Origin of the sequence: Mycobacterium sp. GA-1285 (assembly GCF_001499905.1) — a bacterium.
In the GTDB taxonomy this organism is placed as follows: Bacteria; Actinomycetota; Actinomycetes; order Mycobacteriales; family Mycobacteriaceae; genus Mycobacterium.
In genome coordinates, this window is sequence record NZ_LQIS01000011.1 from 44,390 (window position 1) to 60,785 (window position 16,396).

Here is a 16,396-nt window from a genome sequence, read left to right on the forward strand (position 1 = left end):
TGCATCTGGCGACGGATTTCACCGGGGAAACGTCGCCAGATCCACAAACGACGCCGCGCGTGATTACCGATTGCGGGCGGTCTTCTTCGCCGACTTGTTGTTCTCCTCGATGAGCCTGCTCGCGCGGTCGAGGATGCATTCGAGGCCGAACTCGAAGTTCTTGTCGTCGGCCGCGCCGATGTGGTGGCCCTTCTCAGTGACCAAGGCCAGCAGCGGTGTGCTGTCGGCGTCGATGGTCATGGTCTCCTCGAGGTCGCTAGGGCCCTCATTGGCGGCCCGGTTCTTCTCCCGAAGGCGGTGCAGCACAACGGATCCGCGGACATGCACCGAGACCGCGGAGTACGTGTCGAACGCGTCCTCGGCCGACAGGCCCGCCTCGACCAGGCCTGCGATCGCCTTCTCCACCTCCTGCACGCCCAGCTTGGCCACCCGGGGACTCAGCGCCGACCGGATGAGGATCAGGTCGCACAGAATCGGGTTGCCCATGAACGTCTTTCGCATGGTGCGTGCATGGATGCGCAACGTCTCGCGCCAGTCCTTGGCTTCCACATACGGCGTCGCGAACACGTACTGGCGCAGTGCCTGGTCGGTCATCGCGTTGAGTAGATCGTCCTTCTTGCGGAAGTACCAGTAGATGCTTGTCACCCCGACGCCGAGGTGCTTGCCGAGAAGTGGCATGGACAAGTTGTCGATGCCCACGTCTTCGGCGAGTTCGAAGGCGCCCTTGATGATGTCGTCGGGATTGATCGATCCGCGTTCGCGCCGTTGGCGCTTCTCCGCGGTCGCCTGCCTTGCCACTAGGGCACCTCCATCGAATAAGCCGCGCACAGCGCCCCGAAAGCGGGGTTGGTGGACTTGAATGTACCGTCAGCCGCTCCTGATCTGCGCCAATGCAGGTGTGTCGCGGCTCGGCCGTTACCGTCAACCATACCGGTAGCCATTCCGTCGTCCGGCTCCACGGTGATTCCGCTGTTCTACTGTAAGTCCTATAGTAAGGTCTTCTACGCAGTCGGGTGAGCGAAAGGCCGCATGGACCTCGGGTTGAAGGACGCCACCGCCGTGGTCGTCGGCGGCGGGCGCGGGATGGGGTTTGCGACGGCGCGCTGCCTGGCCGAGGAGGGGACCAGGGTGGCGGTGATCGGGCGGACGCCGGATGTCCTCGCAGACGCGGCGACCGCCCTCGCCGAGATCGGGAGCCCGGACACGCTCGCGCTGAGCGCCGACACCACCGACGCCGATCAGGTGCAGCGAGCCTTCGACGAAGTCGCGCAGCGCTGGGACGGCCGGCTCAACATCCTGATCAACGCCGTCGGCCCCGACGCGGTCGGCACCTTCGAGGACCTGACCGACGAGCAGTGGCACGTAGCCTTCGACAGCGGCGTGATGGGCATGGTGCACTGCGTGCGCTCGGCTTTACCGCTGTTGCGCGCGGCCGAATGGGCGCGGGTGGTCAACTTCTCCGCACATTCGACGCAACGGCAGAGCGTGATCCTGCCCGCCTACACCGCCGCCAAAGCGGCGCTGACGAGCATCTCGAAGAACCTGTCGCTGTTGCTGGCTCCCGACGAGATCATGGTCAACGTGGTCTCACCGGGCAGCATCGCCTCCGAAGCGCTGATCGGCTGGGCCGAGTCGGTGGGGGTCGACGGCAATGATCCGTATGCGTTGATGGCCGCGATCGGTGAGCACTTCGGCCATCCGGCACACCTCCCGCGCGCGGGGCTGCCCGACGAAATCGGGCCTGTGGTCGCATTTCTCGCGTCCCGCCGCAACTCGTACATGACCGGCGCCAACGTCAACGTCGACGGAGGCTCGGATTTCACCTGAGCCTTCACCTGGCGTCCGAACCATCGGCTGAGGAGGGTCATCATGGCTTCGGCGAAAGATGCCCGGGAGTGGGCTCGCACCCATCTGCGCGGGATCGGCGACTCGCTCTACACGCCCTTTTGCGGTGTCGACGGCGACGACATCGATTGGGATGCCTATCGAACGCTGGTGCGGCACTGCGTCGACACGCTGAATCATCCGCTGTTGTGGTGCACAAGCGGCATCGCCGAGTTCTGGGCGCTGACGATCGACGAACGAAAGCGGTTGCTGGAGGTCGCTATCGAGGAAGGTCGCGCCACCAACCCCGACGTCGTCGTGCAGGCGTGCACCGCGGCGACCGCGGCCAAGGACTGCCTCGAGCTCACTCGTCACGCGCAGGAGGCCGGCGCCGACATCGTCTACATCCAGACCCCGATGATGGAGGCGCACGGCGGGCAGGGCGTGCTGAACTTCTTCCGCTACATCGCCGATCGCACCGACATCGCGCTCGGGATGTTCAACTCCCCGTCGTCGGGTTACGTGCTGACGCCGGTTGAAAGCGCCGCGATCTACGACGAGATTCCGGGGGTCTGTGCGACCAAGGAGGGCGCGTTCCGCCCGATGGCCAGCAGGATGCTGCACGAGTTGGCGCCGGGCCTTGCGATATGGGAGTGCGACAAGACCGTGTACCGCGCCGGCTGGCTGCGCGACGGCATCGTCTGTCCCGCGCAGCTCGGCACCGCCGGCTATCTGTTCGAAACCCCGGAGCGACGGGTGTTCAGCGAGTATTGGGAACTCATCGCCAACGACAAACTCGTGGAGGCGATGGACCATGCGCGCGAGTCCGGGCTCGATCAGTTCGACCTCGACATGGGCTCGTGGTTCACCTGCTATCCCGGGCGGCCCGACTACTTCACCCACTGGGGCGGGGCGTTCAAGTACGCGGCGTCGGTGCTCGGCCTGCCGATCGGGGAGTATCCGCACTCCCGTCCGCCGCAAGCACACCTGCCAGCCGAGGCGAAAGCCCAGATCGACACCGCATATCAGCGGCTCGGACTGGTCGAGGCGTGAGCGTCTCGCCGCGGCGTCCGACCGGCCCCGTCACGCCGCGGCGACGGTTGCGGAAGGCGCTACCGATAGGTGTACAGTATGAGCATTCACAAAGCTCGCGCCGCTGGAGGAGGACTGCTGGGTGAGCGCTCCTGACCAAGTCGCCGACTCCGACTTCGAATCCGACTCCGATGCCGCGCCGGTCCGCTACGAGGTGCTCGACACCGGCGTCGCGGTGCTCACCCTGAACCGGCCGGACCGGATGAACGGATGGGGCGGTGGGCTCGCCGGCACGTTCTACGAACGCATGGACGACGCCGAGGCCGATCCCGCGGTGCGCGCAATCGTGGTCACCGGCAGCGGCCGCGCGTTCTGCGCGGGTGCGGACATGGGGGACCTGACGACGATCAGCGCCGCGACGGTCGACGCCGCCGACACCGACGTCGGCAAGCTCGTCGGCGCCCGACATCCGCACTTCCTGATGGGGATGCGCAAACCCGTGATCGCCGCGATCAACGGCGCCTGCGCGGGCATGGGGCTCACGCTGGCCCTGGCGTGCGACGTGCGTTTCGCGGCCGAGGGCGCGAAGTTCACCACGTCGTTCGCCCGACGCGGGTTAATCGCCGAATACGGCATCTCCTGGATGCTGCCGCGGATCGTCGGCACCGGTGTTGCCATGGACCTGCTGCTGTCCGGTCGGGTGTTCTTCGCCGATGAGGCCGCCCGCCTGGGCGTGGTCAACGAGGTGGTCGCCGCGGAGGAATTGCTTCCGCGCACGATCGGTTACGCCGAGGACATCGCCGCCAACTGTGCGCCCAGTTCGCTGGCGGTGATCAAACAACAGGTGTACGCAGACACCATGCGCGATGTCTTCGACGCCAGCGATCACGCCGAGAAGCTTATGCACGAGTCGATGACGCGACCCGACTTCCTCGAGGGCATCACCAGTTTCTTCGAGAAGCGCACGCCGAACTTTCCGCCCCTGAAACGTGAGAAGGAGGATGCGACATGAGCGCACGACAGCCCTTGGACTACATGGCCATCGACGTCGACAACCACTACTACGAGCCGCTGGATGCCTTCACGCGGCATCTGCCCAAGGAGTTCAAGCGTCGTGGGGTGCAGATGCTTCAAGACGGGAAGCGCACCTTCGCCGTGATCGGTGAACGGGTCAACCACTTCATCCCGAACCCGACGTTCGACCCGATCATCGAGCCGGGGTGCCTGGACCTGTTGTTCCGCGGGGAGATTCCCGACGGTGTCGATCCCGCCTCGCTGATGAAGGTCGACCGGTTGGGCGACCATCCCGAGTATCAGAACCGCGAAGCCCGGATGAAGATTCTCGACAAGCAGAACCTCGAAACGGTTTTCATGCTGCCGACGTTCGCTTGCGGAGTCGAGGAGGCGCTCAAGCACGACATCGAGGCCACGATGGCATCGGTGCACGCGTTCAACCTTTGGCTCGACGAGGACTGGGGTTTCGACCGGCCCGACCATCGGTTCATCTCGGCCCCGATCATCTCGCTGGCCGACCCCGAGAAAGCCGTGGAGGAAGTCGATTTCGTGCTCGGCCGGGGCGCCAAGACGGTGTGTGTGCGGCCCGCTCCGGTGCCGGGTGCGGTCAAGCCGCGGTCGCTCGGCGACCCGCTGCACGACCCGGTGTGGGCGCGCCTCGCTGAAGCCGGTGTTCCGGTGATCTTCCACCTGTCCGACAGCGGGTACCTCGCGATCGCGGCGCTGTGGGGCGGCAAGTCGACGTTCGAGGGCTTCGGCAAGAAGGACCCGCTCGACCAGGTCCTGCTCGACGACCGCGCCATCCACGACTCGATGGCGTCGATGATCGTGCACCAGGTCTTCACCCGTCATCCGAAGCTGAAGGTGGCCAGCATCGAGAACGGTTCCTACTTCGTCTACCGCTTGATCAAACGCCTCAAGAAGGCGGCCAACACCGCGCCGTACCACTTCAAGGAGGACCCGGTCGAGCAGTTGCGCAACAACGTCTGGATCGCCCCGTACTACGAGGACGACGTCAAACTGCTGGCCGACACCATCGGCGTGGACAAGATCCTGTTCGGTTCGGACTGGCCGCACGGCGAGGGCCTCGCCGACCCGATGGCCTTCACCGCCGACATCCCGCAGTTCCCGGAGTTCAGCGCCGAAGACACCCGAAAGGTCATGCGCGACAACGCCCTCGAACTGCTCGGCGTCAACGTCCCGGCCGTGTGATGCCGACCAGTTCCGGAATCACCCGCCATTGTGCGGTTTCATCCGCACATCGCGGCGTGTCGCGGATGAAACCGCACAACGGGCATATCGAAGGCGCCGGCAGATGAGCGAGTGGACGATCGGGGCGGTTCTCGACGCGATCGCCCAGGCGGTGCCCGATCGAGTGATGACGGTGTGCGGCGCGCGCCGCAGCACGTTCGGTGAGTCGGCGGACCGCACCCGCCGTCTCGCGAACTATCTGGCCGCGCAGGGACTCGGCGCGCACCGCGAACGCGAGGAACTGCAGAACTGGGAGTGCGGGCAGGACCGCGTCGCGCTGCTCATGCACAACGACCTGTACCCCGACATGGTGATCGGATGCCTCAAGGCCCGGACGGTCCCGGTCAACGTCAACTACAACTACACCCCGCGCGAGGTCGCCGAACTCCTCGACTACCTGCGCCCACGTGCGGTCATCTACCACCGGTCGTTCGGCCCGAGGTTCGCCGACGTGCTGCCGCCCGCCTCGACGGAGCTGTTGATCGAGATCGACGACGACGCGTCCGTCCGGCAGCTCACCGACGCGATCACCCTCGATGATGTTCTGGCGCAAGGTGATACCGATGTCGACATCGCGACCTCGCCCGACGACGTGATGATGGTGTGCACCGGCGGGACCACCGGCAGGCCCAAGGGCGTGATGTGGCGCCAGAGCGACACGTACGTCATCTCGATGAACGGCGCGGACCACGACTCTGTCGACGATATCCACGCCAAGGTTGCGCATGGGGGACAACCCTGGTTCGCGGTGTCGCCGCTGATGCACGCGGCAGGCATGTGGACGGCGTTCGCCGCCCTGCTCAACGGCCTGCCGGTGATCCTCTACGACCAGACGCGGTTCGATCCGCGCGCGGTCCTGGAAACCGCGCAGCGCGAGAAGGTCGGCTTGATGACGATGGTCGGCGACGCCTACGCCGCGCCGTTGGTCGAGGAGCTGCGCCGCGGCTCCTACGACCTGTCGTCGTTGTTCGCGATCGGAACCGGTGGGGCGGCCACCAACCCCAAACACCAACGCGCACTGCTGGAACTGCTGCCCCAGATCACGCTCATCAACGGATACGGGTCGTCCGAGACCGGGAACGTCGGATTCGGCCGCAGCCAGCGTGGTGAGCAGAAGGACACCTTCGAACTGCGCGAGGGCGCGCTGGTGCTCTCCGAGGACTACCAACGCTTCCTCGAACCGGGTGAGCACGAGATCGGTTTTGTTGCGCGCGGTGGCCGCATTCCACTCGGCTACTTCGACGACGAGGCGGCGACGCGCAGGACCTTCCCGGTGGTCGACGGGCAACGCGTAGTGATCTCGGGTGATCGGGGATCGTTGGCCGCCGACGGCACGCTGCGGTTGTTCGGACGTGATGCGCTGGTCGTCAACACGGGAGGCGAGAAGGTGTTCGTCGAGGAGGTCGAAGAGGTGCTGCGCGCGCACCCGGCGATATCCGACGCCCTGGTGGTGGGGCGGCCCAGCGAGCGGTGGGGTGAGGAGATCGTGGCGCTGGTCGCGCTGAACGACGGCGCCGAAGCCGCCCACGAACCGTTGCACGCGCACTGCACGTCGAGCCTGGCGAGGTTCAAGGCGCCGAAGGAGTTCATCTTCGTCGACCAGGTCCGTCGGCTCGGAAACGGCAAACCGGACTATCGCTGGGCCAAAGCCGCTGCCACACAACAGGTGAACGCATGAGCACCCGCGCCATTGACTGTCTGGTCAACGTGCACTTCGGCGAGACCGAGCAGCAGCCGACGTGGATGCTCAAGGTTCGCGACGACTACTTCAAGGGCCCCGAGTCGATGTTCGCGCCCGTCGACCTCGGTGAGTTGCTCGAGGAGATGGACGAGCAGGGTGTCCAGAAGGCGATCCTGATGGACAGCATCGCCAAGCCCTCGACGACGGCGCGCAAGTTCGTCGACGCCCGACCGGACAGGTTCGCGCTGGCGATCGGTGGGGTCAACCTGCTGCGGCCGATCCCGTCGCTGCGGGAGTTGGCATCCGTCGTCAACGACTTACCGGTGGCGTATGCGGCGGTGGGACCGAGCTTTTGGGGTGACGGGCAGTACCCGCCCAGCGACGCCGTCTACTACCCGCTCTACACCAAGTGCGCCGAACTGGGGCTGCCCCTGTGCGTCAACACCGGCCTTCCCGGACCGCCGATCCCGGGTGAGGTGCAGAACCCGATCCACCTCGACCGGGTCTGCGTGCGGTTCCCGGAACTCAAGCTCTGCATGATCCACGGCGCCGACCCGTGGTGGGACGTCGCGATCCGTCTGCTCATCAAGTACCAGAACCTCCGCCTGATGACGTCGGCGTGGTCACCGAAGCGGCTACCCGACAGCCTGCTTCACTACATGCGTACCCGCGGCCCGAACAAGGTGATCTACGCGTCGGATTGGCCGGTGCTCAGAATGCGCCGCGTCGTCCCCGAGGCGCTCGCCCTTGACCTGCCGGCCGAGGTGCGCGACAACTACTTGTACAACAACGCGCAGGAGTTCTTCTTCGGCGCCGACAAGGAGCAGTGATGGACCGTTACGAACTGCGCAGGCTCGACTACAGCCTGTCCGACGACCACCAGGCCTTGCAGGCGGCGTACAAGGACTTCTTCAAGACGCACTGTTCAATCGAAACCGTTCGGGCCGCTGAGGCATCCGGCTTCGACAAGAGCCTGTGGGAGCGGCTGTGCACCATGGGCGCGACCACGATGGCACTGCCCGAGAAGATGGGTGGCGACGGCGCCACGCTGGTCGACCTGACGCTGGTGGCAGAGGAGATCGGCCGGTCGCTGGCGCCCGTGCCGTGGATCGACCACGTGAGCGCGGCACGTCTGCTCGGCCGACTGGGAGCGGTCGATCCCGACGTCGTGAGCGGCAAGCAGATCGTCGGACTGGACCCCCAGCAGGACAGCACATCCGGGGTGCGCTTGCTGCCGAGCGGATCGGTTGCCGACCATATCGTCCTGCGCGACGGTGACGACGTCGTCAAGCTGACGTTCGCCACCCGGCCCACGAAGGTCGACAACATCGGCCGGCTGCCGATGGCGTGGATCGACCCGGCTGCGGCCGACAGCCGGACCGTCCTGGCGAGCGGTGCCGATGCGCTGGCGGTATATCAACGGGCACTGGACGAATGGCGTGTGCTGTCCGGGGCGGCGCTCGTCGGGTTGGTCGAGGAGACGATGACGATCGCCGCGGAGTTCGCCAAAACCCGCTACACGCTCGGCGTACCGATCTCGACGCTGCAGGCGATTTCGCATCCGCTGGCCAACATCGCGATCACGGTGCAGGGCGGACGCAACCTCGTGCGGCGCGCCGCGTGGTTCCTCGACAACGAACCCGGCGAGCGGCCCGAACTGGCCCCGTCGGCGTTCGTGTTCATGGCCGAGGAGGCGTCGAAGGCCGCCACGATGGCGGTCCAGGTCCAAGGCGGGCTCGGGGTGTCGGCGGAGGCCGCCGCCAGCGCGTACCTGCTGCGCGCCCGCGGGTGGGCGCTCGCCGGGGGAGACCCGGCCGCCAGTGCCAAGTACATCGCCGGCATCGTCGCGGCTCGTGAGAGCGGAGAGGACAAGTAATGGATTTCTCGCGGGTCGAACTCTCCGAAGAGGACCAGGCTTTCCTCGAGGAGTCCCGCGCGTTCCTGCGGGAGATCGTCACGGAGGATGTGCTCCGGCGCGACCGGGAAACCGGCGACAACTTCGACGAGGGCGTGCATCTGGCGCTCGGCAAGGCCGGATACCTTGCGCGCGAATGGAAGCCGGAGTCCGAGGGCGGGTTCAACCGGATCCGGCGGCGCATCTGGGAACTGGAGAAACGCCGCGCGCATGTGCCGTGGGTGACGTCCGGCACCACGGCGATGATCGCGCGGTCCGTGGCCAAGTTCGGCTCACCCGAGCTCAAGGCCGAGGTGATGCCGCGGGTGTACACCGGCGAGGTCCGGCTCTGCCTGGGCTACACCGAACCAGAGGGCGGATCCGACGTCGCCACCTGCAAGACCAGGGCGGTGCGGGACGGCGATGGGTGGATTATCAACGGCTCGAAGATGTTCACCACCGGCGCCCACAACTGCCAGTACGTCTTCCTGATCACCAACACCGACCCTGAGGCGCCGAAACACAAGAGCCTCACCATGTTTCTCGTCCCGCTCGACTCGCCGGGCATCGAGATCCAGGGCATCCGCACCGTCGACGGCGACCGGACGAACATCGTGTACTACAGCGACGTCCGCGTCGACGACAAGTACCGTCTCGGCGAGGTGAACGACGGCTGGACGGTGGTGCGTGAACCGCTCAACGTCGAGCACGGCGCGGTGGAAGCGGCCGCCGACGGCCTGCAGGACGTCTCGATCATGATGCACCAGGCCAGCACGATGGCCGCCGCGGTCGACAAGGCCGCGGCGATCGTCACCGAACCGGATCCCAACGGCCGCAGGTTGATCGACGACGGCTCGGTCGCATACCGTCTGGGCCGCAGCGTCGCCCGTATGGAGGCGGCGTTCTCGGCCACCAGCATCTTCGGTCGGGTCGCGCTGGCGCAGACGATGCGCGACATCTCACCGGACCTGATGGACATGCTGGGCACGGCGTCGTCGCTTCCACTCGGCACCGACGGGGCGATCGACGACGGCGCCGCCGAGTACGTGTACCGCTTCGCGCCGCTGGTCGGCATCTATGGCGGCACGCTCGAGGTGTTCCGCAACATGATCGCGCAGTACGTTCTTGGTCTCGGCAAGCCCGCATACGCCCCGCCGACCCAGAAAGCCTCCTGACCTTGGGCTTCCCCCCTTTTCGCGAGCGTCCGTGTTTGCACACGAAACGCCGTGAAAATCTGACAGTTTCCGGTCACTCGCGAGGTACAGAACATGACAGACACACCCCCGACCGCAACACCGTCCGCGCGCCGCGCGCTGGTGATGGGCCCGAGCGGCTTCGTCGGTTCACACGTCACGCGCAAACTCGTCGAGCGCGGCGACGACGTACGGGTATATCTGCGCAGAAGCAGTTCGACGGTGGCCATCGACGACCTCGACGTCGAGCGCTGCCACGGCGACCTGTACGACGACGAAGCCCTTCACGCGGCGATGGCCGACCGCGACGTCGTCTACTACTGCATCGTCGACACCCGGTTTCATCTCCGTGATCCGGCCCCGCTGTTCGAGACCAACGTCCACTGCCTGCGACGGGTCCTTGACATCGCGGCCAAAGCCGGCCTGCACCGGTTCGTGTTCTGCAGCACCATCGGCACGATCGCGCTCGGCGACGGCCGCGGCCCGGTGACCGAGGACATGCCGTTCGACTGGGGCGACAAGGGCGGCGCGTACATCGAATCCCGTCGCCAGGCCGAGGAACTGGTTTTGTCCTACGCCCGCGACCACGGCCTGCCCGCCGTGGTGATGTGTGTATCGAACCCCTACGGACCGCGGGACTTTCATCCGCATCAGGGCCTGATGGTGCAGTACGCCGCGTTCGGCAGGATCCCCGCCTACATCAGTGGCGTGTCCACCGAAGTCGTCGGCATCGAGGACGTTGCCGAGGCATTCCTGCTCGCAGGCGAACACGGCGGCGTGGGCGAGCGCTACATCATCTCCGAAAGCTACATGCCGATGCGCGACATGCTCACGACGGCCGCCGGGGCAGTTGGAGCGAAACCCCCGCGGTTCGGGGTCCCGCTTCCCGTGGTTTACGCGTCGGTGTGGGTCGCGAGCGTGGTGGCCCGACTGTTGCGACGGGAGATCCCGATGAACACGACCGGGATCCGGCTGTTGCACATCATGGCGCCGGCAGACCACAGTAAGGCGACACGGGAACTCGGCTGGCATCCGCGGCCCACCGCCGAGTCGCTGCGCAAGGCCGCGCGATTCTACGTCGAGCAGGCGCGGGACAAGGCCACCGGATGAATGAAGCCGAGCTTGTCGAGATCGAGGCGATCAAGCAGTTGAAGGCCCGCTACTGCCGCTTCCTCGACACGAAAGACTGGGCGGCGTGGCGCACTCTGTTCGCTGACGACTTCCTCAGCGACACCTCCCCTGCCGGCGGGAAAGTGATCGAAGGCGCCGACGAGTTCGTCGCGTTCACCCGCAAGAGCCTGCGCAATCAAGTCTCCGTGCACCAGGTCCACGCCCCGGAGATCGAGCTGACATCGCCGACCACCGCGCGCGGCGTGTGGGCCCTCGAGGACGTCGTGCGCTTCGGCCCCGGCGTCAACCTACGCGGCTACGGCCACTACTACGAGACCTACGAGAAGCTCGACGGCCAGTGGCGCTTCACGAGTTCGACGTTGACGCGGTTGCGCGAGGACGTCTTCAATGGCCTTGTCGCCGTTTATATTTCGAATCGCATACGAAAGCTCATCATGAAAGCGTCGCGTCGCGCATTGAAGTGACCGCGGTCAGGACAAGGAGCTTCACCGACAGCGGGACCGGATACTCGTAGGGGATCACCTGATCGGCGTCACCTCGTCAGGATCGTCGCCGCGGCGGTTCCGGGCGCCCCATAGAGTTGCGCGAAGCCGACTTTCGGTTCGCCGGGTACCTGGCGATCACCGGCCTCGCCGCGCAGCTGGCGCACCAACTCGTGAATTTGGCGCAGCCCCGACGCGCCGATCGGTTCACCATTGGCGATCAGCCCGCCATCGGTGTTGACCGGCAGCGGTCCGGTGATCTCGGTGTCCCCGTCGGCCACCAGCTTCTCTTGGTCGCCGTCGGCGCAGAAGCCGCATTCGGCCATGTGGATGATCTCGGCGCCGGCGTCGGTGTCCTGCAACTGGATGACGTCGACGTCCTGCGGTGCGACACCGGCCTTTTCGAATGCCGCGTTCGCGGCGTACACCGTCGGTGCGACGTCCTCCTCCACGGGCGCGAATGTCGTGTTCACCTCGTAGGCACCATACTTGCGGGTGCGCACCTCGACGGCCCGCAGGTACACCGGTTTGGTGGTGTAGCGCTCGGCGATGTCGGCACGACACATCACAACGGCTGCCGCGCCCTCGTCGGGGGCGCAGAACATGTACTGCGTGAGCGGATAGTTCAGCATCGCGGAGTTCAGGATCTGGTCCTCGGCGATGGGCTTGCGGCGGAACGCGTTGGGGTTCAGCGCCCCGTTGCGGAAGTTCTTGGCAGCCACCTTGGCCAGCGTCTGCTGGGAGATACCGTGCTGGTGCAGGTAGCGGTTGGCCTTCATGCCGAAAAACTGGGTGGTGAGGTATTGACCGTTCTCGGCGTACCAGCGCGGCATGCCCACCAGGGCGGGGTCCTCGGTGAACGCGCCGCGCGGATGTTTGTCCAGCCCGATCGCGATGCCGATGTCGTAGTCGCCCAATCGGATTCCGTCGGCGCACGCCTTCGCCGCGCTGGCCGCGGTGGCACAGGCGTTGAACACGTTGGTGAAGGGAATACCGGACAACCCGACCATGCCGACGATCGCGTCCGGGTTGGCGACGGTCCAGCTGCCTCCGGTGGCGAACTGGATGTCCTTCCACTCCACACCGGCGTCGGCGACGGCGGCGAAGATCGCGTCGACCCCCATCTCCATCGCGGACTTGCCCTCGAAGCGGCCGAAGGGATGCAGTCCGACACCGATGATCGCCACGTCGTGCATGCCTGATCCTCTCTGGTCAACGCCGATCCGACGTGTAACTGAAACTCTTACAGTATCGTAATCGGCGTGGCGCCGGTCATCGAGAACAAGCCGACCTTCTGCCGAATCTGCGAGCCGCTGTGCGGAATGATCGCGACGGTCGAGGACGGTCGTCTGGTGGCGCTGCGGCCGGACAAGGAGCATCCGCTGTCGGCCGGTTTCGCCTGCCAGAAGGGCATCGCGTTCACGGAGGTCGTCAACGACCCGGATCGGGTGAGCCGGCCGCTGCGGCGAGGGCCCGCCGGCTTCGAAGAGGTGACGTGGGACGAGGCGATGGACGACATCGCGGCCCGCCTGTCGAGGATATTGCGCCGCCACGGTTCGGGCGCGGTCGGCTGGTACATGGGCAACCCCGGGGCGTTCAGCTACGCGCACACCTTCGCGGCGCTGTTGTTCATCAAGGGCCTCGGCCGCCACTGCCACTACTTCACCGCGTCATCGCAGGACACCAACAGCCGACTGATCGCGAGCCAGTTGCTCTATGGTGTGCCGACGTCGGTGCCCATTCCAGATCTCACGCGAACCGACCTTCTGGTGATGATGGGCGCGAATCCGGTTGTGTCACACGGTAGCTTCCTGACGGCGCCGCGGATCAAAGATCGCATGCACGACATCGTCAAGCGCGGTGGGCGTGTGGTGATCGTCGACCCACGGCGCAGCGAGACGGCCGTGGTGTTCGAATGGCTCGGCATCGCCCCGGACACCGACTCGTTGCTTTTGCTCTCGCTGCAGCACGTGATGTTCGCCGAGGGCCTGGTCGACATGGCCGCGGTTCAACGAAAGGCCGACGGCGTGGACTGGCTGCGGTCGCTGTGCCGGCCCTTCAGTCCGGAGTCGACCGCGGCCCAGACCGGGATCGACGCGGACAGCGTGCGGGCGCTGGCGCGCGACCTGGTGGCCACGCCGCGCGCCGCGGTCTACGGCAGGCTCGGCACCTGTGTCGGAAGCCACGGCACGCTGACCACGTACCTGATCGATGCGGTCAACCTGGTGGCGGGCAACCTCGATGTGCCGGGCGGTTCGGTGTTCAGCTCCATGCACACCGTCGGTCAGAAGTGGCAGAACGTCGCGATGGGCGCCGTGATGCGGCGATCTTATCGACGTAAACGCTCACGAATCAGCGGGACTCCTAGCGCAATCGGGTCCGAGCCCGCGGCGCTGATGGCCAAGGAGATCACGACGCCTGGGGAGCGCCAGATCTGGGCGATGTTCGTGTCGGCGGGCAATCCGGTGTTATCGGTGCCCAACGGCGAGGAACTCGAGGCGGCCTTCGGTGAGTTGGAGTTGTCGGTCGCGCTCGACTTCTACGTCACCGAGACGAGCGCGCAATGCGACTACATCCTGCCTGTCACGACGATGTACGAGCGCGACGACTTTCCCTACACGTTCCAGGGGTTTCAGGCCACGCCGTTCCGGCAAGCGACAGAAGCCGTTCTCGCGCCCGTGGGCGAGGCGCGAGGGGAGTGGGACGTCGTCGAGGACCTGGCTCGGCGGATGGCCCGTCGCGTGCCTGCTTTCGCGGTGTTCGCCGGCGTGCGGAAAGTTATGGGGCTGTTCGGTTTCGAGGCGTCACCGCGGGCCATGATGGATGCGTTGGTGCGGATGTCGGAGGGCGGCGACATGTTCGGGCTGCGGCGCGGCGGGCTGTCGCTGCGACGGCTGACCGAGCAGCATCCGCACGGCGTCGTCGTCGCACCGCACATCCGCACCGGTGTGCTGCGCGAGGCCGTCGGCTACCTGTCGCGCCGGGTCCGGTTGGACCATCCAGGGATCGCAGCGGAGGTCGACAAGCTGTCGCGGCGCGCGTTGCCCGACGGCTACCCGCTGCGGATGATCGGCTTGCGCGAGCCGCGCTCGGAGAACTCGTGGATGCACAATTCGCCGCTGCTGATGCGCGGGGATCGTCGCCAGCATGCACTGATGCACGTCGACGACGCGGCCGAGCGCAACATCGCCGACGGCGACGACGTTCGGATCACCTCGCCGTACGGCGCCATCACCGTGCCGGTGTTGACGACGAAGGACCTCGTGCCCGGAGTCGTCGCGGTGCCACACGGCTGGGGGCACAAGGGAACCGGGAGTTGGCGCTTGGCCAACCGCGCCGGCGGAGCGAACGTCAACCAGCTGACGTCCAGCGACCCCGCCGATGTCGAGGCGCTGTCGGGCATGGCGTGGCTGACGGGTGTACCCATCCGCGTCGAGCGGGCATAACTGCGCCGCGAGCGACCGCGAAATGCACGCCTGCCGCGGCGTGTCGGTGGGCAGACGCGGTCGCTCGCGCAGAAGAACGCTACGCGATGGCGCCCTTTTCCTTCAGCGCCTCGATGCGGTCCCAGTCCAAGCCGATGTCCATGAGCACCAACTCGGTGTGCTCGCTGGCCTGCGGTGCGCGCGTCGTCTCCAGCGGCTCGTGGTTGAACTGCACCGGGCCGCGGACGACCTTGAAGGGCTCACCGCCGTCGGCCGCCTCGACCTCGACGACCATGTCGTTGGCCAGCGCCTGCTCGTCGGTGGCCAGATCGAGGAAGCTCTGGAACGGCGCCCACTGCCCCTTCATCGTCTTCAGCCGCTGGCGCCAGTACTCGAACGGCTTGCTGCGAATCTTCTCGCGAATCAATTCGACTGCGTCTGCGGCGTTCTCGATCAAGGGCATCACGTCGCAGAAACGAGGGTCGTCGGCGAGCTCCGGCAGTTCCAGATGTTCGAACGCGTCGCGGATGTATCCCGTCGGGCTGACGATGCACAAGTTGATTGTGCCGCCGTCGGAGGTCAGGTAGTTGGCCATGAACGGGTTCACGCTCGGGCCCGCGGCATCCGGCATCAGCGAGCGCATGGTCTCACCGGTCTCCATGCCCTGTGTCATGCTGGCACCGCCGGCCCACCACGCCGTGCTCAGCAGCGAGACGTCGAGCTCGACCGCCTCGCCGGTGCGCATCCGGTGAAACAGTGCGGCCGAGATCCCGCCTGCGATGTTCATCCCGCCGATCGAGTCGCCGAACGCCGGAATGCCCTGCGACAGTGCGCCGCCGATTTCCTCGGGGGTCAAGGCGTGCCCGACCCCGCTGCGCGTCCAGAACGCGGTGCCGTCGAAACCTCCGGTATCGCGCTCGGGTCCCTTGTCGCCGTATGCGCTTCCGCGCGCGTAGATGATGTCGGGGTTCGCGGCGCGAATGTGCTCGACGTCGAACTTGTTCTTCTGCCGTTGTGCGGGAAGGTAATTGGTGAGGAAGACATCAGACGTCTTGGCGATCTCGTAGAGCACCTCCTGACCCTCGGGCGTCGACACGTCGATGCCGACGCTGCGCTTACCGCGGTTGGGGTGTTCGATCAGCGGATGGCGGTTGGGGTCGAGTTGGAATCCGCCCATGTTGATGAAGCCGCGCTGGGTGTCACCACGCACCGGGTGCTCCACCTTGATGACGTCGGCGCCCCAATCGGCGAGGATCGCCCCCGCTGCGGGGACGAACGTGAACTGTGCGACTTCGAGGACGCGCACGCCCTCCATGACCTTGACCAAATCGGCTCCCTCGTATCCGGCGCTCCGGCTGTTGAATAAACTTACCGTAAGCATTACAGTTAGTCGTCCCGCAAAGAGAGTCTACGAGGTGCCGGTGAGTGACGTCGATGAACGGACCGAGACCAGCATCGACGTCGGCGAG

Annotated in this window: 14 protein-coding genes; 11 read left to right on the plus strand and 3 right to left on the minus strand. The window is 66.1% G+C overall.

Annotation, left to right across the window (positions count from 1 at the left end):
- Positions 1 to 63 precede the first annotated feature (63 nt).
- Positions 64 to 798: a TetR/AcrR family transcriptional regulator gene (locus tag AU193_RS08500; RefSeq protein ID WP_064421933.1), complete on the minus strand. Its 735-nt coding sequence runs from the start codon at positions 796 to 798 to the stop codon at positions 64 to 66.
- Between the two features lie 231 nt (positions 799 to 1,029).
- Between AU193_RS08500 and AU193_RS08505 the strand changes: the two genes are divergently transcribed.
- From AU193_RS08505 to AU193_RS08550, 10 genes are all read left to right on the plus strand, one after another.
- Entirely contained in the window at positions 1,030 to 1,827 is a 798-nt protein-coding gene (locus tag AU193_RS08505) for an SDR family NAD(P)-dependent oxidoreductase (protein WP_064421934.1), read from the plus strand.
- Between the two features lie 42 nt (positions 1,828 to 1,869).
- The gene (locus AU193_RS08510) at positions 1,870 to 2,877 is read left to right on the plus strand and encodes a dihydrodipicolinate synthase family protein (RefSeq protein WP_064421935.1); all 1,008 of its coding nucleotides are present in this window, start codon (positions 1,870 to 1,872) and stop codon (positions 2,875 to 2,877) included.
- A gap of 121 nt (positions 2,878 to 2,998) precedes the next feature.
- On the plus strand, positions 2,999 to 3,868 hold the full coding sequence (locus tag AU193_RS08515; protein ID WP_064421936.1) for an enoyl-CoA hydratase: 870 nt from the start codon (positions 2,999 to 3,001) through the stop codon (positions 3,866 to 3,868).
- Positions 3,865 to 5,082, plus strand: a complete 1,218-nt coding sequence (locus tag AU193_RS08520; protein ID WP_064421937.1) for an amidohydrolase family protein — start codon at positions 3,865 to 3,867, stop codon at positions 5,080 to 5,082. The genes AU193_RS08515 and AU193_RS08520 overlap by 4 nt, the downstream gene beginning before the upstream one ends.
- A gap of 103 nt (positions 5,083 to 5,185) precedes the next feature.
- Positions 5,186 to 6,799 carry an acyl-CoA synthetase gene (locus tag AU193_RS08525; RefSeq protein WP_064421938.1) on the plus strand — a complete coding sequence of 538 codons (1,614 nt, stop codon included), beginning with the start codon at positions 5,186 to 5,188 and terminating at the stop codon, positions 6,797 to 6,799.
- Positions 6,796 to 7,632, plus strand: coding sequence for an amidohydrolase family protein (locus AU193_RS08530; RefSeq protein WP_064421939.1), 837 nt, complete (start codon positions 6,796 to 6,798; stop codon positions 7,630 to 7,632). Before AU193_RS08525 ends, AU193_RS08530 begins: the two co-directional genes overlap by 4 nt.
- Positions 7,632 to 8,678 carry an acyl-CoA dehydrogenase family protein gene (locus AU193_RS08535; protein ID WP_064421940.1) on the plus strand — a complete coding sequence of 349 codons (1,047 nt, stop codon included), beginning with the start codon at positions 7,632 to 7,634 and terminating at the stop codon, positions 8,676 to 8,678. The genes AU193_RS08530 and AU193_RS08535 overlap by 1 nt, the downstream gene beginning before the upstream one ends.
- On the plus strand, positions 8,678 to 9,871 hold the full coding sequence (locus tag AU193_RS08540; protein WP_064421941.1) for an acyl-CoA dehydrogenase family protein: 1,194 nt from the start codon (positions 8,678 to 8,680) through the stop codon (positions 9,869 to 9,871). The genes AU193_RS08535 and AU193_RS08540 overlap by 1 nt, the downstream gene beginning before the upstream one ends.
- Before the next feature lie 93 nt (positions 9,872 to 9,964).
- On the plus strand, positions 9,965 to 10,999 hold the full coding sequence (locus AU193_RS08545; RefSeq protein WP_064421942.1) for an NAD-dependent epimerase/dehydratase family protein: 1,035 nt from the start codon (positions 9,965 to 9,967) through the stop codon (positions 10,997 to 10,999).
- Positions 10,996 to 11,484, plus strand: coding sequence for a nuclear transport factor 2 family protein (locus AU193_RS08550; RefSeq protein WP_064421943.1), 489 nt, complete (start codon positions 10,996 to 10,998; stop codon positions 11,482 to 11,484). Before AU193_RS08545 ends, AU193_RS08550 begins: the two co-directional genes overlap by 4 nt.
- 68 nt (positions 11,485 to 11,552) lie before the next feature.
- Here the strand turns inward: AU193_RS08550 and AU193_RS08555 are convergent, their stop codons facing one another.
- Positions 11,553 to 12,698, minus strand: coding sequence for a thiolase family protein (locus AU193_RS08555; RefSeq protein ID WP_064421944.1), 1,146 nt, complete (start codon positions 12,696 to 12,698; stop codon positions 11,553 to 11,555).
- Between the two features lie 66 nt (positions 12,699 to 12,764).
- Here AU193_RS08555 and AU193_RS08560 point away from each other — a divergent pair, with 66 nt between their 5' ends.
- Entirely contained in the window at positions 12,765 to 14,948 is a 2,184-nt protein-coding gene (locus tag AU193_RS08560; RefSeq protein WP_082682888.1) for a molybdopterin-dependent oxidoreductase, read from the plus strand.
- Between the two features lie 79 nt (positions 14,949 to 15,027).
- Here AU193_RS08560 and AU193_RS08565 read toward each other — a convergent pair whose 3' ends face one another.
- On the minus strand, positions 15,028 to 16,242 hold the full coding sequence (locus tag AU193_RS08565) for a CaiB/BaiF CoA-transferase family protein (RefSeq protein ID WP_064421945.1): 1,215 nt from the start codon (positions 16,240 to 16,242) through the stop codon (positions 15,028 to 15,030).
- Between the last annotated feature and the right edge of the window lie 154 nt (positions 16,243 to 16,396).